This window comes from Aeromonas sp. 600724, assembly GCF_049175135.1.
GTDB lineage: Bacteria > Pseudomonadota > Gammaproteobacteria > Enterobacterales > Aeromonadaceae > Aeromonas > Aeromonas veronii_A.
Map to the genome: position 1 here is coordinate 18,600 of NZ_JAAKUM010000023.1, position 20,276 is coordinate 38,875.

A 20,276-nucleotide genomic window follows, 5' to 3' on the forward strand; every position below is an offset into this window, starting at 1 on the left:
GGGCGCTACCATAACGCATTATTCGCGGTCTGTATATTTGCTGGGCTGCTGCTCTCCTGGTTGTTTACTGTTAATCAGCTCCTCACCGGCGACCAGACCCAGATGCTCTACAAGGGTTACCTTGGAGCCTATGAGGGGGTCTGGCTCAGCTATGGCAATGCGGCGAGTGCGGTGGGCAATGTGCCGGGGAGCTTGTCGTCCTGGCTGATTGGTGGGCCGCTGCTACTGTGGGATTCTCCCTATGCCCCCATGGTGTTGCTGCTGGTGATGCGGTTGGTCGGTTTTCTGCTATTTGATGCGGTTATCCGCCAGGTGTTTGTTGACCCCGTATCGAAGGGCAATGCGCGGTTGCTGTTTCTGGTGCTCTGCTGGCTCAACCCCTGGTTCCAGTATGAGAGTTTGCTCTACAACCCCTCCTATCTCTTCCTCTTCTCGGCCATGCACTGCTGGTCGGCTTGGCATATGCGCGAGCGGGCCTCCTTCTGGCACATGATTGTTCATCTGCTGGCTATCGGTATGGCGATGCAGTTGCACTACTCCTGGCCGTTGCTGGCTGTGATCTCCACCTACCTCTTCTGGCGCCGAATCCTCAAGGTGAGCTGGAGCGGGGCGGTGGTCGCAGCCCTGCTGATCGGTGCATCTCTGATCCCTTACGCCATGGAAGTGATGAGCAACAGCCATATCACCCAGAACGTCGATCCCGAAGCGCGTCAGCGCTATATCGGATGGGGGCTGGTGCATGTCTATCCGGTGCTGAAATCGGTGATCTACTGGCTGCGTTACGGCTCCTGGCTGTTTGCCAGCAAGCTGGTCAACGACACCCAGTTCATCTGGCTGGCGGGTCATGAATATTTGCAGATGACAGCAGTCTGGCTGTGGCGGGTGGTGATCTACGGGGTGGGCTCTGCCACCGTGTTGCTGGCGGCCAAGGCCAACTGGCAACTGTGGCGGGATCTCAAGCCGCGTCTGCTGCGCAGCGACCGTGCATCAGTGGACGGCACGAGCTGGCTCGGCCTCTATGCGCTGGCGGCCGTATTGGCTGTGCTGGTGAGTGCGGCGCTCTCGCCCATCATCTTTAACTATTGGCACCTGATGCTGATATTCCCCTATGCCCTGTTCCCGATCCTGCTGTTGCTGGTTAGCTGGAGCCGCAACCATCCTCAGTGGGTTGGCAAGGGGCTGCTGGCAGCCACCCTGTTCTGCACCGCTGTGAACCTGATTGCGGCGAGCGACAGCACCAAGTTCTCCTATCAGGCGGACTACAAGCAGCAGGTGCAGGAGTATTTGCAGGAGATGAAGCTGCAACCCAAGTAACTGGGTTGTGTGATCAGTCGAAGGGAGGCGTAATGCCTCCCTTTGCTTTTTCCGTAGCTCAATAAGCGGGTTGTGGTTGCCGGTTATCGCTGGTGGCGTAGCCGACCTGCTTTGGTTGCCATTGCACCAGCTGCAAAGGCATAGCCGGAATGCAATAATCTACAAGCTTTCAGCTTGTTTGCGGTGTATCTATAACCCATGAATACCACCGATTCCCTCATCCGCTACTGGCAATCCCCGCACCTGCCGGGGGTCGAGCTGTCGCACTCTCACCACAGGGCGTTCAGCTACGGCCGCCATGTCCATCTCGACTACCATATCGGGCTGGTGCAGCGGGGTGGCCAGAAGTTTATCCATAAGGGAAATAGCCACCATCTGGTGCGCGGGGTGCTCTCTACCGTCAACCCGGACGAGGTGCACGACGGCCTCAGCCTGCTGCCGGAAGGGTATGAGGTACGGGTCTTCGCCATCGATCCGCAGCAGCTGGCGCTCTGGCTGCCGGAGCAGCCGGAACCCTTCTTCGACAAGGGATTGCAGAGCCGCCCCGACCTCTATCAGGGCTTTGCCCAACTGCACGGCTATCTCGACAACCCCAAGGCCGATGGCCTGCTGATCGAGAGCCAGCTGCTCGCCCTGCTGGGGGAGCTGCTGCATCTGGCCCCCGAGGTACACCAGCTGGCGGATCCCCAGTTGCGATTTCTGCGCGACTACCTGATGGCGGCCCTCGACGAGCCCCACTCGCTGGAAGAGCTGGCGGGGCTGCTCGGGCTTGACCGTTTCGCCTTCCTACGCCAGTTCAAGAAGCGCAGCGGCATGACCCCTTATGCCTGGCTGAAACGGCTGCGGCTGGAGCAGGGCAAGCGGCTGCTGGCGAGCGGCATGGCGGTGAGCGAGGTGGCGCTGGCGGTCGGTTTCTTCGATCAGAGTCACTTCCATCACGGCTTTCGCCAGGCATTCGGTCTGACACCCGCCGAATTTCGTGCCCAGATGCAATCTTTTACAAGCCGCGCCCCCCGCTGATCCGCCATGCTGGCTCTCCGTCGTTAAAGCGAGAGTTGTTATGCTGACCAGTTTGTTCGTTACCCTCGGCCTGATGCACCTGATTGCACTGGCCAGCCCCGGCCCCGATTTCGCCCTGATCCTGCGCACCAGCCTGCACCGGCCGACCGCCCTTGGCGCGGCGCTGGGCATCTCGCTGGCGATCATGGTGCACGCCACCCTGAGCCTGACCGGGATCAGCATGCTGATCGCCAGTCACCCGCTGCTGTTTATGGTGATCAAGTGCTGCGGCGCCCTCTATCTGGGCTGGTTGGGGTGGGGCGCCCTGATGGCGGCTCGCCAGCAGAGCAGCACCCTGATGGCCAGCGCCGCCAACGAGCTGCGCGGCTGGGGCAGGGGCGTGCGCACTGGCCTTGCGACCAATCTGCTTAACCCCAAGGCGCTGGTGTTCTTTATCGGTCTGCTGGCCGCCATGGTGACGCCAGAGGTGGATGGAATGACCCGCAGCCTGCTGGTGGGCGAGCTCTTCATCATTTCCCTCTGCTGGTTCGGGCTGCTGGCGTGGAGCCTCTCCACCGATCGTGCCCAGCGCCTGCTGCTACGGGTACAGCGACCACTCAATCTGGTGACCGGCGTGCTGTTTGCGGTGGTCAGCCTCTCCATTCTGGCGAGCATGGGCGCCGAGCTGATAGTCTGACGAGTCGGCGCATGGGCCTATACTCCAACAAGGTTTACCTGTCAGGAGTACCCGGCCATGCGTCTACTGCCTCTTTGCTGGTTGTTGGGGATGACCCCGGCGCTGGCGGCCCCGGTTCATCTCAAATTGCTGGAGTGGGGCTATCTGCCAGCGGGTTATGAACAACAGTTTGCCGACTATGCCAAAGCCCATGGGGTGGAGGCGACGGTCAGCCGGATCGAGCCGCTGCTGACCGATTTCGACAGCGTCTACCGCGCCCTGCGCACCCGCAGCGCCGATGTGGTGCTGCCGACCAGCTACTTCTACAAGGCCCATCACCAGCCGCTGTTCAAGCTGCTGCTCCCCATCGATTTCAATCGCCTGCAGCACTACCCCGAGGTGAAGCCCGCCCTCAAGAACACCGAGTATGACAAGCAGGGGGAGCGCAACTACTCGGTGCCCTTTTCCTACGCCATGTTCAGCCTCGCCTATGACAGCAAGCAGGTGCCGCAAGCGCCCACCAGTTGGCAGGTGCTCGCCAACAGCTCGCCGCCCGGTCAGTTTGCCGAGTTCTGCGACCAGTTCGAGCCGCTGCTCTTTTCGGTACTGCTCTCGCTGGGCAAGTCGCCCGCCCTGTTTGCCAGCGGCGAGATGCTGGCCGACAAGACCTTGCAGCAAGAGGTGGAGCAGCAGCTCTCGCAGCGGCTGCGAGCCAGTCGCGGCTTCTGGTTCAATCAGGCCAACCGCTGCGAGGATCTGCGCCAGCAGACCTTTGCCACCACCTGGGGGCTGGAGCTGGTGGAGTGCAACAAGCAGAACGAGCAGCAGTGGCGGATCGCCATGGTGCAGGAGGGGGCCATCTATGCCCTCGATGCGATCTCCATCGCCCGTCATGTTGGCGATGATCCTGCACGGCTCAAGGCCGCCTACCTGCTGGTGGATTTTCTGCTGAGCGCGCCGCTGCAACGCCAGATGCTGGTGGGCACGCCCACCATTTCGGCCAGCAATATTGCCTCCCGGCCACCTCTCAGCCCGCAGGAGCAGGCGGTGCTGCCGGATCGCCCGCTGCCGGAGTTTGACGAGCGACTGCTGGTGCCCGCGTTGCCCGCCCATATCAAGAATCGCTACAAACGGATGGTGCAGCAGGCGATCGTCGCCAGCGGCAAAGAGGGGCTGGTCAAGCAGTGCCCCTGGGATCTCGATAACTGATGAATGAGCCTGCCGCTTCTCCGGTGGCAGGCAAGTTTGCGCAAGATGATTGATGATCGGTCATCGCCCGTTCCAGGGCATTCCCCCGTTCAACTCATGCCGCCCGCGGCTCGCATCGTTTGAAAAAACTGAGCGCTTTCCGCAGCCCCATTTAGCCGGATTAAACAACCGAACCCTCGCCAGATTGCCGTTCGTACCCTGGCTGACCCTGTACAAAAGTGCCTCAATTGTGACAACTTGGATGTGAGCTGAACAATCCTGATCTGTCCCTTGTGGGAAGGTGATGAATAGGTTATTTCTCTGTGACATTGGCGGCATCCGGCACGGGTTATCCAGCCATGTGGTGCGAAATCCACCGCAAAAACAAACAGTAAAATGCAGGAGCAAATATGAAAAAGGTCGTGATGGTTGCCGTGGCTGCGGCCCTGCTGGGTGGCTGCGCCGTCAAGAATCAGGTATCCCACAGCTTGCAGGCGATCCCGTTGACAGCCTTCCAGCAGAGCGAGAGCAACCCCAATCAGCGCGTCTACAAGGAGCCGGGTGTTGATCTGCGCCAATACAATGAGGTGCTGCTCGATCCGCTGCAGTTTATTCGTCAGGAGAACGGTCAGTGGTATCTGCTGACCGCCAATGAACAGAACCAGATTGGCCGCTACTACCACGACAAGTTCCAGAGCGAGCTGATCAAGCAGGGCGTAAAGATCGCCACCGCCCCCGGCCCGAAAGTGATGCGGATCCAGGCCGCTGTCACCAACTTCGACCTGACCCGCCCCGACCCCAAGCTGCGTGACCTGCTGCCGGCCAAGATCGCCATCAACGTCACCCGCGAAGTGATCGGCAAGGAGCCTTATCTGCTCAAGGTGGGCAGCATGGCCCAGCTGCTCGACTCCCAGAGTGGCAAGCTGCTGGTACGGGTGATGGATGCCCGTGAGAGCACGGATACCACCCACAAGGATGAGCCCATCACCGCCGAGGAGATGGAGAAGATGATCGACCAGTGGGCGGCCAGCCGTGCCAAACAGCTGGCGGACAATCTGGGGCGCTGATCGATTGGTGCGTCCAAGCGGGGCGCAGCGGGAGCCTTTTGGGCTGCAATAATGGCAAGATGTTGATAAGGTGGTCATTTTGCAGGCAGGAGAAAATGATATGAAACGCGTGTTGTTACCCATCCTTGTTGCTGGCCTGTTGAGTGCCTGCAGCACCTCGTCACCCACGCCGGAGTGTGCACCGATGGCGGGTGGCTGGCAGAGTCAGCCGTTGCCCAATGCGGAAGGGGAGGCTGCGCTGGCCAGCGTGCTGGCTCGCATGAACACGGCCGCCAAACTGCAGAGCATCCGCGAGGTGCGCAGCCAGGTGGTCTCCGGGGTCAACTACGACATCGAGTTCCAGCTCGACAACGGAGAGGTGTGGAACACCCGTGTCTATCGGGATCTTGCCGGCAACTACCAGATGACCCGCCCGGCTGCACAGGGCGAGCTTCCTCCCTTGCCTTGCGTCAAGGCCAAGTAATTCCTGCTTGTTGAGCCCCTCGTCAGAGGGGCTCATCTGACCAGAAAATTTCTGCTTTTCTCCCCGCATTCTGACAGTCAGGATGACCCCTCCCGTGACTGCATCCTCATAGAAAAGGAACCGCTATGAATCGCCACCCCTGCATCAAACACTGGAGCGAGCTGCAAGAGCAGACGCCGCGCTACTACTCCGGCAGTCAGGAGCCCCTTTCTCGCGGCTGCGCCCTCGGCAAGCACTTCGGCTTTAGCCGCATCGGCATTCACCACGAGATTGTCGAACCCGGCCATCGCACCAGCTGGCCCCATGCCGAGAAGACCGAAGACGAGTTTGTCCATGTGCTGCAAGGGACTCCGGATGTCTGGCTCGACGGCGTGCTCTATCGGCTGCAACCGGGTGACTCGGTCGGTTTCAAGGCCGGTGACGGGCTGTCCCACGCCTTTATCAACAACACCGAAGAGACTGTCCGGCTGCTCTGCATCGGCGATACCGATCGGGAGGACAACCGCATCCACTACGCCGTGCACCCCGAGCGCAATATCACCCTCGGCAAGCTGCACTGGGATGACGTGCCCGAGCGTGAGCTGGGGGATCACGACGGCCTGCCCGACAAGCTGCGCGAGAGCAACGGCCCCTTCTAGAGCGCAGCCCTTCTGCGCACCAGATCTGCACCACCCGATATAAAAAAGCCTGCCGCGTGGCAGGCTTTTGCTATCTGTTTGCCGCCTGTAGCGAGCGGCGCTTATTGCAGGTTGAGCCCGCCCAGATAGTCGCGCTTGCCGAGATCGACCCCGGCGCGGCGCAGCAGGGCGTAGGCCATGGTGAGGTGGAAGTAGAAGTTGGGAATGCCGTACTCATGGACGCAGGTATGGCCATCCATCCCCTTGCCGCCCGCCCAGTGGGGCAGGTAACGGCCGCTGGCATACTGGCTGTAGTCCGCGTCCAGCTTGCCTTGCAGATAGGTGATGGTCTTGCCGATATGGGCGCGCAGATCGGCGATGGTTTTGGGGTCATCTCCCAGCACCGGCAGCTCGCTGTGGCTGGCGGTGGCGACCACGGCGCGGGCCGAATCGCAGCAGATCAACACCTGCTTGGACAGCGGCAGCATATCGACGATCAGCCGCTCGCCGAAGAAGTTCTCCACGTTGAACTGCTTCGCCGCGGCGTGGGCTTCGGCCTTGGCCAGACAGTGATCCAGATTGGTCAGCATCTTGATGAACTGGGCAGTGATATCGCGATTCATGAGCACTCTCCATCTTGTTGAAACAGCGGCCCGCTTGCGCGGCCACGGTGAATGAGACTGGCTAATCGACCACCAATATACCCCAACCGCTGCCGGGTTCGAGCCCGCCACGACGAAAAGGGCAGGGTAGCGCTACTTCGCGCGACAACCACTGGCCAAGCGGCCATGCTCGCTTTTTGAACCTATGAGTCCCTTATCGCCCCTTTTTTGATCTGTGACATAAATCACCTTTTTTCAGGGGCGTAGGCTGAATGCGGTTGTCCTGGACACGCGCCTGCGCATTCGCCAGGACACAAGAAAAGGAGAATGAAATGAAGATCTATGACCGTAACCGCAATGTGCTGAATCTGGGTCAGCGCGTCATGATTGCCGCCACTGGCGCAGTCGATTTTCTGAAAGAGGCCCACACCGACAATATGACCCCCTATCAGGCGGAGCATGAGAAGTGCGTGCTGCTGGCAAACTCCGGTGAGCGCTACGCCCCCATCGAGTTGATTAGACTAGGCTGATCCCTTTCCCTGTCACCCTACTCTTTACAATTCACCCGGCCGCCGCGCCTGACGGCCGGGTTTCTGATCTCCCCCTACCTGTTTTGCCCACTCGTCTAACGAATCGCTGCAAGCCGCTTTGAGTCGCCTTGTAGGTTCGATTAGCGAAGCGTAATCGGACGATCGCGTAAGCGAACATCCGCGTAATGGAACATCCGCACCATCACGCCTGCAAGCAGATCGAAGTGAGGCAAGGCTATGCTTGGCTTTTCGGTCTCGATGAGGGGAAAGGGATGGCCAACTGGCGGCGGGCATGGTGGCCCGGCGGAACTTGGTTCTTTACCGTCAACCTGCTGGAGCGGCGCAACAACCGGCTGCTGGTGGAGCAGATTGACCTGCTGCGTCAAAGCGTTACCAAGGTGCAACAGGCTCATCCCTTTGCCATTCACGCATGGGTGGTGTTGCCAGACCATCTCCACTGCATTCTCTCATTGCCGGAAGGGGACACCGATTTCCCCCTGCGGTGGCGGCTGATCAAAAGCCACTTTTCCCGTGCCTTGCCGCTGAACGAGCGGCGCAGCCAGACCCGCTTACGCCACGGGGAGCGGGGCATCTGGCAACGCCATTATTGGGAACACCTGATCCGGGATGAGCAGGATTACCGCCACCATATGGATTACGTCCATATCAACCCGCTCAAGCATGGTCATGTCACGCGGGTGGCCGATTGGCCGTATTCCACCTTCCATCGTTACGTGGCGAGCGGCGTCTATCCGCCGGATTGGTGCGGGTCGGGGGCTGGGGTGTTGGGGGGATTGGAGTAAACCCCTAAAGGGTTGTTCCGTTGTAAGCGTTCGATTACGCGAACGTCTGATTACTCGATCGTCCGATTACGCTTCGCTAATCGAACCTACGGTCCTGCGTCATTTAACAATATGAATATATTGTGGTTTTGTGCTTCTCTGAACGTTGGTGTATCACAAATAGTGATATTTTTTCATTGACGGCTAGGTCACGATTGTCCATGATTCCGGTTACACATTTGACTCACAAATTGTAAGTTAAGGGTGTAAAAAAGGGCCCGAAGGCCCCTGGTTAGATCTGGTAGTATTGCACTTTGATTGCCTCTGGACTGGTACTCCAAGAGTAATCGTTGTAATCGTGCGGGACTGCACTAAGCAGAAGTAAAAACACAAATCCTACAAGCTTTTGCCTTAAAGCGTCTAGGAACCCTGATATGAGCCACCTGATCCACTTTGGAAGGGTGGCTTTATCATTTGTAGCCTTTGGTGTTGAACGACGTGAACGTCGTGGTCTTTTTGGCATGGATAACCTCCATCATTTGCCATGGGATGGACATAGTTTTGCCCGGGAAGGGTTTTGATACTTCGTTTATCACCATGAGTTGCTCCTCATTTGATGTAAAACCACTATATGTGGTGCTCCTGCCGCTTCGTAACACAAGATAATGGTGCAGAGACATAGTTGCAATGTGTGGATAACTGGCGTGCTGTGGATAAATTGTGAGTCCCACTCTGTCTGTGAGTATCCACTCACACTGAGCGGGTTTTCATCCGTCCGCTCCGCTAAATACAAGTCTCCCGATCAAGGATGGAAAATTTAAATAACTTTTTTTGCTTGCGAAAAGGGTGCTTTTTTAATAGCAAACTTAAGTTGAATATACCTTGTCCAATATGGGACAAATATTGTTCTTCCACAGCTTAAACACAGCTGTAGGTTCGAATAGCGAAGCGTATTCGGACGATCGCGTATTTAAAGTTGTCGCGATGGGTCATATAAAAATCAACCCGGCCTAAGCCGGGTTGGTTATTTCAAAAGGCAGGAAAAATCAGAGCGCTTCCAATCTGGCATACGCCGTCACCAGCCATTTGGCGCCGACGTCGTCGAACTGGATTTGCACCCGGCTCTGCTGGCCGACCCCTTCGAAGTTGAGTACCACCCCTTCGCCGAATTTCGGATGGAGCACCCGCTGGCCGAGCTTGATGCCGCTGGCGTCGAAGCTCTGCTGCACCTCGTTCTGGCTAAAGCGACCGTACTGGGTGGGGCGGCTGACCTGAGTGCGCAGCCGGATCTCTTCCAGGCACTCGGCGGGCATCTCGCGGATAAAGCGGCTCGGCTTGTGGAACATCTCGCGGCCGTAGATGCGGCGGCTCTCGGCATAACAGATGTAGAGCTTCTCCATGGCGCGGGTCATGCCGACGTAACAGAGGCGCCGCTCCTCTTCCAGCCGGCCCGACTCCTCGGTGGATTGCTGGCTGGGGAACATGCCCTCTTCCACGCCGACCAGCAGCACCAGCGGGAACTCCAAGCCCTTGGCACTGTGCAATGTCATCAGCTGCACCGCATCGGCATATTCGTCCGCCTGATTCTCGCCGGATTCCAGCGCCGCGTGGGCGAGGAATGCGGAGAGATCGCTCATATCCTCCAGCTCGTCCGGGCGCTGGTACTGGCGGCAGGCGGTGACCAGTTCGTCCAGGTTCTCTACCCGCGCCTGGGATTTCTCGCCTTTTTCCGCCAGATACATCGCCTTGAGGCCGGAGTTCTGGATGGCGATATCCGCTTGCTGGTGCAGCGGCAGCAGGGAGACCTGCTCCTCCAGCGCGTCGATCAGCTCGACAAAGCCGCGCACCGCGTTGCCGGCGCGACCGGTCAGCACCTTGTCGTTGAGCAGGGCCTTGGCCGATTGCCACAGGTTGAGCCCCTGATCGCGGGCGTTGCCGCGCAGGATCTCGAGGGTGCGATCGCCGATGCCGCGGGTCGGGGTGTTGACCACCCGCTCGAAGCTGGCGTCGTCGCCACGGTTGTTGATAAGCCGCAGGTAGGCCATGGCGTCTTTGATTTCCTGCCGCTCGAAGAAGCGCAGGCCGCCGTAGATGCGATAGGGCATGGCGTCCTGCATCAGCGCCTCTTCCAGCACCCGTGACTGGGCGTTGGAGCGATAGAGGATGGCGCAGTCGGCCAGGAGGCCGCCCTTTTCCTTCCAATCCTTGAGGCGGCCGACCACGAAGCGGGCTTCATCCACCTCGTTGAAGGCGGCGTACAGCGAAATCGGCTCGCCCTCGGCCCCTTCGGTCCACAGCTCCTTGCCAAGGCGCTCGGCGTTGTTGGCGATGACGCTGTTGGCCGCTTTGAGGATATTGGCGGTGGAGCGGTAGTTCTGCTCGAGGCGGATGGTCTCGGCGCCCTGATAGTCGGTCAGGAAGCGCTGGATGTTCTCGATTTTGGCGCCGCGCCAGCCGTAGATGGACTGGTCATCGTCGCCGACGATCATCACCTTGCCGCTGTTGCCCGCCAGCATCCGCAGCCAGGCGTACTGGATGCCGTTGGTATCCTGAAACTCGTCCACCAGGATGTTCTGGAAGCGGTCGCGGTAGTGCTCGAGGATGTGCGGCTTGTTGAGCCACAGCTCGTGGGCCCGCAGCAAGAGTTCTGCGAAGTCCACCAGACCGGAGCGATCGCAGGTCTCCTGATAGGTCTTGTAGATCTGCTGATAGGTGCGGGTGACGGGATCGCCGTAGAGGTCGATGTCGCCGGGGCGCAAGCCCTCATCCTTCTTGCCGTTGATGTAGCCCATCACGGCGCGCGGGGCCCAGTGCTTCTCGTCGAGGTTGAGCGCCTTGAGCACCCGGCGGATCAGCCGGTACTGGTCGTCGGAGTCGAGGATCTGGAAATCCTGCGGCAAGCCAGCATCCAGATGGTGGGCCCGCAGCAATCGGTGAGCGATGCCGTGGAAGGTGCCGATCCACATGCCGCGCACGCCGTCGCCGATCACCTTCTCGACCCGGCCGCGCATCTCGGCCGCCGCCTTATTGGTAAAGGTGACCGCGATGATGGAGAAGGGTGAACAGCGTTCCACCTGCATCAGCCAGGCGATACGGTGCACCAGCACCCGGGTCTTGCCCGAACCGGCACCGGCCAGCACCAGCAGGTTGCTGCGGGGCGCCGCAACGGCATCTCTTTGCTTGTCGTTGAGCCCGTCGAGCAGGGTTGAAACGTCCATCACCACTCCTGTTTATTTATACAGGCGGGGATTATACGGCCATCCCCCCTGCCAGACCAAATCCAAACTCGGGGGGAGGGGCGAGATGGGGTCTTGCAGGGGGGCCGGTGCGGCCATTTTTGGCTGGAGCAGAGAGAACGGGACGGGGAGGTCTCCAGCTGTAGCCAATCCTTGCTCGCGCGGTTTGTGGGGATTTTGCGAGCCGGATCACGGGCTTGCCGGGGGGCTGGATGAATAACAGGGGAAAACGGTTTACAGTAACTTGCTGAACAATAAGAGAAATGTCGTTTGGGTCTTTTGGTTGTTAGCATAAAAAACTGAAAAGTAGCTAAAAAACAACTGCTTATAAGGTTATTTGCTTAGAATTCAAACCGTTAACGCAAACGTTTTTCCCTTATCATTTGCTTGACCCGCATCGGGGCTGACTTAGAGTAAGCCTGCGTGCTAGATAGCCTGCTCTGACAGGCAAGCAAGTTCCCTCACTTAATAACAATCAAGGATACGATCGTGACTAAAGTGCTCAAGCTGGCCACTGTGGCCTCCCTCACTCTCGCTGCTCTCTCTGCTCAGGCTGCTTCCGAGCCAGCCGTCATTTATGACACCGCGGGCAAGTATGACAAATCATTCAACGAAGCCGTGTTCCGTAACGGCGTCGAGCTCTACAACAAGGACAAGGGCGTCAAGGTCAAAGAGTTTGAACCCCAGAACGAAGCCCAGCGCGAGCAGGGTCTGCGTCGTCTGGCCAGCCGTGGCAACGGCCCGATCGTGGCGGTCGGTTTCAACATGGGTTCTGCGGTAGAGAAGGTTGCGACCGAATTCCCGAAAACCCAGTTCACCATCATCGACATGGTGGTCGACAAGCCGAACGTCCAGTCCGTCATCTTCAAGGAGCATGAAGGTTCCTTCCTGGTGGGCGCACTGGCTGCCATCGCTTCCAAGAGCGGCAAGGTCGGCTTCGTGGGCGGCATGGATATCCCGCTGATCCGCAAATTCCAGTGCGGTTACGAGCAGGGTGCCAAGTTCGTCAATCCGAAGATCGAAGTGTTCCAGAACATGGCGGGCTCTACCCCGGCCGCGTTTGCTGACCCGGCGAAAGGTGCCGAGCTGGCCAAGTCCCAGTTCGCCAAGGGCGCTGATGTGGTTTACGCCGCAGCCGGCGGTACCGGTATCGGTGTCTATCAGGCAGCCAAGGACAGCGGCAAGTTCGCCATCGGTGTGGACTCCAACCAGAACCACCTGCAACCGGGCACCATGTTGACCTCCATGGTCAAGTCTGTGGGTCTGGCCGCTTACCAGACCTGGGATGACGCTGCCAAAGGCGAGTGGAAGCCGGGTATCAAGAACCTGGGTCTGGCCGAAGGCGGTGTGGATTGGGCACTCGACAAGGACAACGAGAAGCTGATCACCCCGGAAATGAAAGCCAAGGTAGATGCCATCAAGGCTGAAATCATCGCTGGCAAGGTCAAGGTTCATGACTACATGAGCGATAACACCTGCAAATACTAATTAGATAGTTGCTACGACTCTCAACGCACCACCGGCCCGCACGGGCCGGTTTTTAGTCTTATTTCATGAAACGCAGGGCTGCATCATGGACCAGACAGATCGCTATGCCATCGAATTAAGAGGTATCGATAAGCGGTTCGGCGAAGTGTACGCCAACAAGCTGATCGACCTTAAGGTTCGCAAAGGCAGTATCCACGGCATTGTCGGCGAAAATGGCGCCGGTAAGTCCACCCTGATGAGCATCATTTATGGTTTCTACCATGCCGACAAAGGCGAGATGCTGATCGACGGGAATCCTTTCAAACCCCATGGCTCACAAGATGCGATTGCCGCAGGCGTGGGCATGGTTCACCAGCACTTCATGCTGGTCAATAACTTCACCGTATTGGAAAACGTCATCCTCGGCGCTGAGAACGGCTGGCACCTTCAGCAGAGCGTGGCGTCAGCCGAAAAGCTGCTGGGCGAACTGGCGCGAGACTATGGCCTCGACGTGCCGCTGCACGAGAAGGTCGAAGATCTGCCGGTTGGCTTGCAACAGCGGGTCGAAATTCTCAAGGCGCTCTATCGCGGCGCCCGCATCCTGATCCTCGACGAGCCGACCGGGGTACTGACCCCGCAAGAGGCGGATCACCTGTTCGAGGTGCTGAAAAAGCTGCGGGATCAGGGGGCAACCATCATCCTCATCACCCACAAGCTGCGGGAGATCCTGGCCATTACCGATCAGGTCTCCATCATGCGCCGTGGCGAGATGGTGGCACACGTCGCCACCAAGGATACCGACAAGGAGCAGCTGGCCGAGTTGATGGTGGGCCGCAAGGTGCGCCTCAAGGTCGACAAGGGGCCAACCCAGCCCGGTGAAGCCAAGCTGAAGATCGAAGGGCTCAGCTACTTCGACGCCAGCAAGGTGGAGCGGGTCAAATCGGTCAGCTTCGAGGTGCGGGCCGGTGAAGTGGTCGGCATCGCCGGGGTCTCCGGCAACGGCCAGTCCGAACTGCTCAGTCTGCTTGGCGGCATTCTCAAGCCGAGCAAAGGCAGCTTCACCATCAGCAGCCGCAGCGGCGTGCACAAGGTGAGCGCTGAGCACCCGGCCGATCCCGAGCTGGTGCGCAACTACGGCCTCGGCCATGTGCCGGAAGATCGCCACAAGATGGGGTTGATCAACCGCTTCGAGGCGAAAGAGGCCTTTATTCTCGGTTATCACCGCCGCCCGCAATACAACAAGGGGTGGCTGCAGAACAAGGAGGCGATCCAGCAGGATTGTCAGGCCAAGATGGAGAAGTGGGACGTGCGCCCGCCCCATCCCGATCACAAGACCGCCAACTTCTCCGGTGGCAACCAGCAGAAGCTGGTGATCGCCCGTGAAGTGGAGCAGGACCCGGATGTGCTGTTGATCGGCCAGCCGACCCGCGGGGTCGACATCGGCGCCATCGAGTATATCCATCAGCAGATCATCGCCATGCGCGATAAGGGCAAGGCCGTCTTGCTGGTCTCGGTGGAGCTGGACGAGATCATGAGCCTCGCTGACCGGATCCTGGTCATTGCCGATGGTCGTATCGTCGGCGAGCTGGATGGTGCCAAGGCGGATGAGCGCACCATTGGTCTGATGATGGCGAACATAGTGCCGGACGAAGTTGCCAAGGAGGCCCACTGATGAGCCAAGTACGTATTCCTGCCTGGGTCTCCGTAGGCGTCTTGTCTGCGGTCAACATCCTGCTGGCCTTCCTGGTGTCGGCCATTCTGTTCTACTACCTCGACATCAACCCGGTCGATGCCGCCAAGATCATGTGGTACGGCGCGTTCGGCACCGGTGAAGGGGTCGGTTTCACCCTCTACTACGCAACCGGCTTTATCTTTACCGGTCTGTCGGTGGCGGTCGCCTTCCACGCCGGTCTGTTCAACATCGGTGGTGAAGGTCAGGCCTATATCGGCGGTCTCGGTGTCGGTCTGGTCTGTCTGATGCTCGGCGATGTGCTGCCGTTTGCCCTGCTGTTGCCGCTCTCCATCATTGCCGGTGGTCTGTTCGGTGCGGCCTGGGCCTTTATTCCGGCCTGGCTGCAAGCCAAGCGCGGCAGCCATATCGTGATCACCACCATCATGTTCAACTTCATCGCCGCCTCGCTGATGGCCTATCTGCTGGTGGAGGTGTTCAAGCCGCCCGGTTCGATGGCGACCGAGAGCAAGGTGTTTGCCGAAGCAAGCTGGCTGCCCAAGATGAGCGGGCTGGCGAACCTGTTCGGGATGGAGATCCCCAACAGCCCGCTCAATATCAGCTTCTTCTGGGCGCTGATCTGTGCGGCGCTGGTGTGGGTCTTTATCTGGCACACCCGCTGGGGTTACGAGATCCGCTCGGTCGGCGCCAGCCAAAGCGCCTCCGCCTACGCCGGTATCTCCTATCCCAAGGTGGTGATCCTGGCGATGGTCATCTCCGGCATGCTGTCGGGCTTCTTTGCCCTCAACGTGCTGCAGGGGGAGCTGCACCAGATCAAGCTCAACTTCGTGGAAGGGTTCGGCTTCACCGGTATCGCGGTGGCGCTGATGGGGCGCAATCATCCGGTCGGCGTCATCATCGCCAGCCTGCTGTTCGGTTTCCTCTATCAGGGGGGAGCCGAGCTCAGCTTCGAATTCGGTGTCGACCGCAACATCGTGGTGGTGTTGCAGGGTCTGGTGATCCTGTTCTGTGGCGCCCTTGAGCACATGATGCGTCCGCGCATCGAGCAGCTCTATCTGGCGTTTGCCAACCGCTCAGCCGCGCAAGCTAAAGGAGTCTGATCATGTTTGAAATTCTGATCCTGATGCTGGATGCGACCATCCGTACCGCGCCGCCGCTCATTCTGGCCGCCATGGCGGGCATGTTTTGCGAGCGCTCCGGGGTGGTCAACATCGCGCTGGAAGGCAAACTGCTGGCGGCGGCGTTCGCCAGTGGTGCGGCTGCGGCGGTCTCCGGTTCTGCCTGGGTAGGTCTGGGTGCCGGGGTGGGTGTTTCCATCCTGTTTGCTCTGATGCACGGCTTTGCCACCATCACCCACCGCGGTGATCAGGTGGTGAGCGGTATGGCCATCAACATTCTGGCGGCCGGTCTGACCGTGACCCTGGGTCGTTACTGGTTCGATCAGGGGGGCCAGACTCCAGCGCTCTCCGGTGATGCCCGTTTCGCCCCCATCGATCTGCCCTATGCCAAGGAGCTGTGGGATGTGCCGGTGATCGGCCAGCTCTACAGCGAACTGCTGAGCGGCCACTCCCTGCTGGAGTACGTGGCGTTCGCCTGCGTACCGCTGGCCTGGTGGGTGATGTTCCGTACCCGCTTCGGTCTGCGTCTGCGGGCGGTGGGCGAGGCGCCCGCAGCGGTCGATACCGCCGGTATCTCTGTGGTGCGGATGCGCTACACCGCGCTCATCATCGGCGGCCTGCTGGCCGGTATCGGTGGCACCTATCTGGCGGTCGCCCAGACGGCCCAGTTCATCCCCAACATGAGTGCGGGCAAGGGCTTTATGGCGCTGGCGGCGCTGGTGTTCGGCAAGTGGCGCCCCTGGAATGCCATGGCAGCCTGCCTGCTGTTCGGTTTCCTCGATGCGGTCGCCATCCGGCTGCAAGGGGTCAGCATTGGCGGCTTCGCCATTCCGGTGCAGGCCATCGAGGCACTGCCCTACATCCTGACCGTGTTCCTGCTGGCCGGCTTTATCGGCCGCGCGGTGGCGCCGAAGGCGCTTGGTACACCCTATGTGAAGGAGCGGGAGTAGCGCCCTTTATCGCGATACTCCCACCCAAGCAAATAAGAGCAGGCCCACTTCGGTGGGCCTGTTTTTTTATGGGCGGGATGGGACAGATCAGTCGGGATCTGGATGGTGTGATAGAGGGAGGCGATGGCGTGAAGGGATAAAGGGGCTGCGTGAGTTGCTGCGGGGAGCGGCTGGCTTACAGGTGCATATCCCGCTGCCAGTACCATTAAAAACCCCCTCGTATCAGGAGGGGGTTGCAGAGGTTATTGCCGGATTAACCCTGAGGTTCAGGGTGCCAGCACCAGCTTGTAGACGCCAAAGCCGGGGTGTTTGGCATCGGTGGGTGGCAGGGTCTCCACATAGTTCAGCTTGCCACCGGTCAGGGCTTGCGCCTCGCTGCGTGGCGAGCTGTAGATGCGCAGATCCAGATTGGCGGGCAGGGGTGCCAGCTGCCAGTTGTTGTCTGCTGGGGGCTCGAAACCGGCCGGATTCTTCTCTGCCAGATCCTTGAGGTATTCGGAGAGCACTTCGCGGGTTTCGAACTGATCTTCATGGACGATCACCTTGGCGTTGATGCCCGGGAAGTTGCCACCACCACTGGCGCGGTAGTTGTTGGTCACCACGTAGAACATCTGGGCCGGGTCGATTGCCTTGCCCTGATAGGTGAGGTTGGTGATGCGGTAGCTGTCGCTCACCTTGTTGCCATCCACATCGTAACGGGCGGGTTTGGTCACATCGACCTGATAGTTCACCCCGTCGATCACGTCGAAGTTGTAGGTGCGGTACTTCTCGTTCACCAGCCACTGGGTGGCGGTGCTGGCGGCATCGATCTTGTTGAACTGGACGGCGCTCTTCTCCAGCCACTCCTGTACGGTCGCGCCATTGATGGCGACCACCTGCAGGGTGTTGGGGTAGACATAGAGGTCGGCCACGTTGCGCAGGGAGATATCGCCAGCCGGTACATAGGTGAAGTCGGTCGGGCCGTTGCGACCGCCACGGAATGGCGCGGCGGCGGAGAGGATGGGCCATTTCTCCTTGAGCTGACCATCCTGTTGCAGTTTCTTGGCGTGCCACAGCTGGGCGTCGCTGACGATCTGGATGGAGGGGTCATCCTGTACCAGCGCGAAGAAGCTGTGGATTGGCTTGGTGATCTTGCTGAGGGGCTCGTCCAGCCACTGGTTGGCCTGCTCGTGCTCGGCAATGACCTGATCGACTACCGCCTGATCTTCGGTGCTGGTGGCGCTGCTGTCGATTTTGCGCAGCTGGGACTGGCTGGAGGCCACTTCCCAGCGACCCTCTTTCCAGGTCATGTGCAGGTCGATGATGCCGAGGTGGTTGCCCCAGACGCCCGGCATCACGGTCGGTACCCCCGCCAGGGTGCCTTTCTCGTTGTCCACGTCGGTCATGTTGGGGTAGTCACCCGGGAAGGTACGGTGGGCGTGGCCCAGCAGCAGGGCATCAACCCCTTTCACCTTGGCCAGCGGCAGGGCGGCGTTCTCCATCATGGGTTCGCGCGGGTCACCTATGATGCCGGTGTGGGCCACGACCACGACGATGTCAGCGCCCTTGGCGCGGATTTCGGGTACATAGTGCTCGGCGGTCTCGACCATATCGGCCACCACCACCTTGCCTTCCAGATTGCGCTTGTCCCACTGGGTGATCTGGGGGGGAGTCAGCCCCAGCACACCGACCTTGATGGTCTGGGTATTGCCGTTGGCATCCTTCACCTGACGATCCAGCACCACATAGGGTTTGAACTTCTGCTTGCTCCAGTCGATGGTGCCCTTGCCATCACGGCTGAAGGCATCGGCCTGGAAGACGTTGGCGTTGATGTAGGGGTAGTTGGCCCCTTTCAGGGTCTCCGAGAGGAAGTCGAGACCGAAGTTGAATTCGTGGTTGCCCAGGTTGCCGACATCATAGCTCATGGTGTTGAGCGCCTTGATGGCGGGATGGGTCTGCTTGCTCAACCACTGCTGTTTGACCTGCTGGTCGTGGATATAGTCGGCCAGCGGGGTGCCCTGGATCAGGTCGCCGTTGTCGACCAGTAAGTTGTTGGCGTTCTCTTCGCGGGCCTTGCGGATCAGCACTGCGGTGCGGGCAAAGCCCAGCGAGGCATCCGGCTTGTTCTGGTAGTAGTCGTAGCTCAGCAGGTTGGAGTGGATATCAGAGGTTTCGATCAGCCGCAGGGTGAGATCACCGGGGGCCTGAGAGTTGTTGTCGTCACAGCCGGACAGCAAAAAGATAACTGCCACCGCGCTCAGTTTGAGGGTGGTTTTCATTGTTGAATTCTCTTGTTATGGGTATGCCAGCGTGGAGCATTCTATCGATAGCAAAAGAATCCTATTGTGAGCCGGCTGGCAATTCGGGTTAATTGCCTTCCTGTTAATAGAGTTATGGCTCTGATTTTAATCTCTTTTTTTTATCTTTCTTCAGGGCCGCCACCCTCAATGCTATTTCACTGTTAGTCACCCTGTTGTCGTCACCGCTGTGCGGTCGGGGCAAGCGGAGCGGTCTGCCGCTCCTGCGAGGCTGTAATGGTTGGTTACAGATCTCCATTCGACTGATAGATGACCTTTCCCTTAAATTCAGCGGCGATTGATTGCATCTAAAAAATTACAAAGCGACAGCAAGGAATAAAACTTCATGAAAATGCACAACAGAGCGCTGCTGGCCATCGCCTGCGCTGCGGCCCTGTCTGCCTGTGACAGCGAAAAAGCTGCCAACAGCATCGCCAAGCGGGTGCCTCTGGCTCTGCCGGAGGCGGGTCTATACCAAGCGAATCTGATGAGCCGCGACGGCGACAAGGCGACACCGCGCATGATCAAGGATCTGGATGGTCTGGCGCTGGTCTACCCGAAGGGTGAAACCCTGCAGCACTGGGGTGTCTGGGTGGATCATCAGGTGGGCAAGGTCGAGACCAACAGCCAGTGGCTGGGTCAGGCTGACCAGAAAGCCGACAAAGACGGGATCTACCCGGTGCAGTTGATCCGCAACAGCGAACGGCTCGGCACCAGCACGGCGCTCAGCTCGGTGACCAACGACCACAACCTCATCACCTTCCAGGATCAGCCGGTCATCGATCTGCAGGGCAAGGAGATCAAGCGCTGGGTTTTTGATTTCACCCGGACCGGCACCAAGTTCTCCGACAACTCCCCCATCTATTCCGGTTTCAGCGGTCATGTGGCGGTGACGGCCCTGACCACCAAAGCGGTGACCACGGCCAGCTGGAGTGCCACGGGCAGCGATGGCTTCAGCAGCGACATTGTGGGCAAGGTGGATACCACCAACAACGGTGGCAAGCTGACGGTGGCGATCGAGTTCCCGGCGGCAGGTTGTACGCTGGTGGGCGAGGGGAGTGCCACTGCAGGGTTGAGCAAGCTGACCATGACCGGATTTGGCAAGTGCAACTTCAAGCAATCCGCTGCCGCCACGCCGATCGAAAACCTCTGGAATGCTGCTCTGGCCCGGGCGATGGATAACCGCGTCGCCTATGTCACCACCTATACCACGGATGCCAAAAAAGATGCGTTGGTCATCGGCTTCCCCGATACCAATGGCTTGCTGATCACCGCTGACAAGCGATAAGCAGCTAACGGCA

18 protein-coding genes are annotated in these 20,276 nt (G+C 59.3%); 15 read left to right on the forward strand and 3 right to left on the reverse strand.

The features are described from left to right. Positions 1-102: 102 nt before the first annotated feature. From G5168_RS18795 to G5168_RS18825, 7 genes are all read left to right on the forward strand, one after another. Positions 103-1,314, forward strand: coding sequence for a 3-deoxy-D-manno-octulosonic acid transferase (locus tag G5168_RS18795; RefSeq protein ID WP_321537298.1), 1,212 nt, complete (start codon positions 103-105; stop codon positions 1,312-1,314). Positions 1,315-1,512: 198 nt separating this feature from the next. Next, complete coding sequence (locus G5168_RS18800) at positions 1,513-2,334, forward strand: helix-turn-helix transcriptional regulator (protein ID WP_005357044.1); 822 nt, start codon at positions 1,513-1,515, stop codon at positions 2,332-2,334. Positions 2,335-2,374: 40 nt separating this feature from the next. Continuing rightward, positions 2,375-3,010 (forward strand): LysE family translocator, encoded by a 636-nt coding sequence (locus G5168_RS18805; RefSeq protein WP_227341631.1) that lies wholly within the window; start codon positions 2,375-2,377, stop codon positions 3,008-3,010. Between the two features lie 57 nt (positions 3,011-3,067). After that, the gene (locus tag G5168_RS18810) at positions 3,068-4,198 is read left to right on the forward strand and encodes an ABC transporter substrate-binding protein (protein WP_227341630.1); all 1,131 of its coding nucleotides are present in this window, start codon (positions 3,068-3,070) and stop codon (positions 4,196-4,198) included. 389 nt (positions 4,199-4,587) lie between these two features. Beyond that, positions 4,588-5,244: a DUF3313 domain-containing protein gene (locus G5168_RS18815; protein ID WP_040069930.1), complete on the forward strand. Its 657-nt coding sequence runs from the start codon at positions 4,588-4,590 to the stop codon at positions 5,242-5,244. Between the two features lie 100 nt (positions 5,245-5,344). Beyond that, complete coding sequence (locus G5168_RS18820) at positions 5,345-5,707, forward strand: cystatin domain-containing protein (RefSeq protein WP_042054283.1); 363 nt, start codon at positions 5,345-5,347, stop codon at positions 5,705-5,707. 125 nt (positions 5,708-5,832) lie between these two features. Continuing rightward, a complete protein-coding gene (locus tag G5168_RS18825; protein WP_421252572.1) occupies positions 5,833-6,345 on the forward strand; it encodes a cupin domain-containing protein in 513 nt (170 codons plus the stop codon). A gap of 101 nt (positions 6,346-6,446) precedes the next feature. On the opposite strand, the gene G5168_RS18830 is transcribed toward G5168_RS18825, so the two are convergent. Continuing rightward, a complete protein-coding gene (locus G5168_RS18830) occupies positions 6,447-6,947 on the reverse strand; it encodes a DUF1993 domain-containing protein (protein WP_421252573.1) in 501 nt (166 codons plus the stop codon). A gap of 311 nt (positions 6,948-7,258) precedes the next feature. Here G5168_RS18830 and ydfZ point away from each other — a divergent pair, with 311 nt between their 5' ends. From ydfZ to G5168_RS18845, 3 genes are all read left to right on the forward strand, one after another. Further along, positions 7,259-7,456 carry a putative selenium delivery protein YdfZ gene (gene ydfZ / locus G5168_RS18835; RefSeq protein WP_005342516.1) on the forward strand — a complete coding sequence of 66 codons (198 nt, stop codon included), beginning with the start codon at positions 7,259-7,261 and terminating at the stop codon, positions 7,454-7,456. Between the two features lie 272 nt (positions 7,457-7,728). Then, positions 7,729-8,259, forward strand: a complete 531-nt coding sequence (locus G5168_RS18840; RefSeq protein WP_421252579.1) for an REP-associated tyrosine transposase — start codon at positions 7,729-7,731, stop codon at positions 8,257-8,259. A 413-nt stretch (positions 8,260-8,672) separates the two neighbouring features. Further along, positions 8,673-8,819 (forward strand): hypothetical protein, encoded by a 147-nt coding sequence (locus G5168_RS18845; RefSeq protein WP_158653277.1) that lies wholly within the window; start codon positions 8,673-8,675, stop codon positions 8,817-8,819. A gap of 465 nt (positions 8,820-9,284) precedes the next feature. Here the strand turns inward: G5168_RS18845 and uvrD are convergent, their stop codons facing one another. After that, positions 9,285-11,456 carry a DNA helicase II gene (gene uvrD, locus G5168_RS18850; protein ID WP_005340805.1) on the reverse strand — a complete coding sequence of 724 codons (2,172 nt, stop codon included), beginning with the start codon at positions 11,454-11,456 and terminating at the stop codon, positions 9,285-9,287. A gap of 507 nt (positions 11,457-11,963) precedes the next feature. Here uvrD and G5168_RS18855 point away from each other — a divergent pair. The 4 genes from G5168_RS18855 (at position 11,964) to G5168_RS18870 (ending at position 16,699) form a co-directional block, all read left to right on the forward strand. Continuing rightward, on the forward strand, positions 11,964-12,962 hold the full coding sequence (locus G5168_RS18855; protein ID WP_005340803.1) for a BMP family lipoprotein: 999 nt from the start codon (positions 11,964-11,966) through the stop codon (positions 12,960-12,962). An 85-nt stretch (positions 12,963-13,047) separates the two neighbouring features. Beyond that, on the forward strand, positions 13,048-14,613 hold the full coding sequence (locus G5168_RS18860) for an ABC transporter ATP-binding protein (RefSeq protein WP_075116180.1): 1,566 nt from the start codon (positions 13,048-13,050) through the stop codon (positions 14,611-14,613). Further along, positions 14,613-15,731: an ABC transporter permease gene (locus G5168_RS18865; protein ID WP_005357011.1), complete on the forward strand. Its 1,119-nt coding sequence runs from the start codon at positions 14,613-14,615 to the stop codon at positions 15,729-15,731. Before G5168_RS18860 ends, G5168_RS18865 begins: the two co-directional genes overlap by 1 nt. Positions 15,732-15,733: 2 nt before the next feature. Beyond that, positions 15,734-16,699, forward strand: a complete 966-nt coding sequence (locus G5168_RS18870) for an ABC transporter permease (RefSeq protein WP_005342529.1) — start codon at positions 15,734-15,736, stop codon at positions 16,697-16,699. A gap of 266 nt (positions 16,700-16,965) precedes the next feature. Here the strand turns inward: G5168_RS18870 and G5168_RS18875 are convergent, their stop codons facing one another. Next, entirely contained in the window at positions 16,966-18,957 is a 1,992-nt protein-coding gene (locus tag G5168_RS18875; protein WP_421236183.1) for a bifunctional 2',3'-cyclic-nucleotide 2'-phosphodiesterase/3'-nucleotidase, read from the reverse strand. A gap of 364 nt (positions 18,958-19,321) precedes the next feature. On the opposite strand from G5168_RS18875, the gene G5168_RS18880 reads away from it, so the two are divergent. Continuing rightward, positions 19,322-20,263 carry a hypothetical protein gene (locus tag G5168_RS18880; RefSeq protein ID WP_421252574.1) on the forward strand — a complete coding sequence of 314 codons (942 nt, stop codon included), beginning with the start codon at positions 19,322-19,324 and terminating at the stop codon, positions 20,261-20,263. The last annotated feature ends 13 nt before the right edge of the window (positions 20,264-20,276 follow it).

Coding starts and splice junctions, on each gene's coding strand:
- G5168_RS18800 (WP_005357044.1), top strand. CDS start 1,513: ATGAATACCACCGATTCCCTCATCCGCTACTGGCAATCCCCGCACCTG.
- uvrD (WP_005340805.1), bottom strand. CDS start 11,456: ATGGACGTTTCAACCCTGCTCGACGGGCTCAACGACAAGCAAAGAGAT.
- G5168_RS18805 (WP_227341631.1), top strand. CDS start 2,375: ATGCTGACCAGTTTGTTCGTTACCCTCGGCCTGATGCACCTGATTGCA.
- G5168_RS18795 (WP_321537298.1), top strand. CDS start 103: ATGCTCTACAAGGGTTACCTTGGAGCCTATGAGGGGGTCTGGCTCAGC.
- ydfZ (WP_005342516.1), top strand. CDS start 7,259: ATGAAGATCTATGACCGTAACCGCAATGTGCTGAATCTGGGTCAGCGC.
- G5168_RS18880 (WP_421252574.1), top strand. CDS start 19,322: ATGAAAATGCACAACAGAGCGCTGCTGGCCATCGCCTGCGCTGCGGCC.
- G5168_RS18860 (WP_075116180.1), top strand. CDS start 13,048: ATGGACCAGACAGATCGCTATGCCATCGAATTAAGAGGTATCGATAAG.
- G5168_RS18870 (WP_005342529.1), top strand. CDS start 15,734: ATGTTTGAAATTCTGATCCTGATGCTGGATGCGACCATCCGTACCGCG.
- G5168_RS18840 (WP_421252579.1), top strand. CDS start 7,729: ATGGCCAACTGGCGGCGGGCATGGTGGCCCGGCGGAACTTGGTTCTTT.
- G5168_RS18875 (WP_421236183.1), bottom strand. CDS start 18,957: ATGAAAACCACCCTCAAACTGAGCGCGGTGGCAGTTATCTTTTTGCTG.
- G5168_RS18845 (WP_158653277.1), top strand. CDS start 8,673: ATGAGCCACCTGATCCACTTTGGAAGGGTGGCTTTATCATTTGTAGCC.
- G5168_RS18865 (WP_005357011.1), top strand. CDS start 14,613: ATGAGCCAAGTACGTATTCCTGCCTGGGTCTCCGTAGGCGTCTTGTCT.
- G5168_RS18810 (WP_227341630.1), top strand. CDS start 3,068: ATGCGTCTACTGCCTCTTTGCTGGTTGTTGGGGATGACCCCGGCGCTG.
- G5168_RS18825 (WP_421252572.1), top strand. CDS start 5,833: ATGAATCGCCACCCCTGCATCAAACACTGGAGCGAGCTGCAAGAGCAG.
- G5168_RS18820 (WP_042054283.1), top strand. CDS start 5,345: ATGAAACGCGTGTTGTTACCCATCCTTGTTGCTGGCCTGTTGAGTGCC.
- G5168_RS18815 (WP_040069930.1), top strand. CDS start 4,588: ATGAAAAAGGTCGTGATGGTTGCCGTGGCTGCGGCCCTGCTGGGTGGC.
- G5168_RS18830 (WP_421252573.1), bottom strand. CDS start 6,947: ATGAATCGCGATATCACTGCCCAGTTCATCAAGATGCTGACCAATCTG.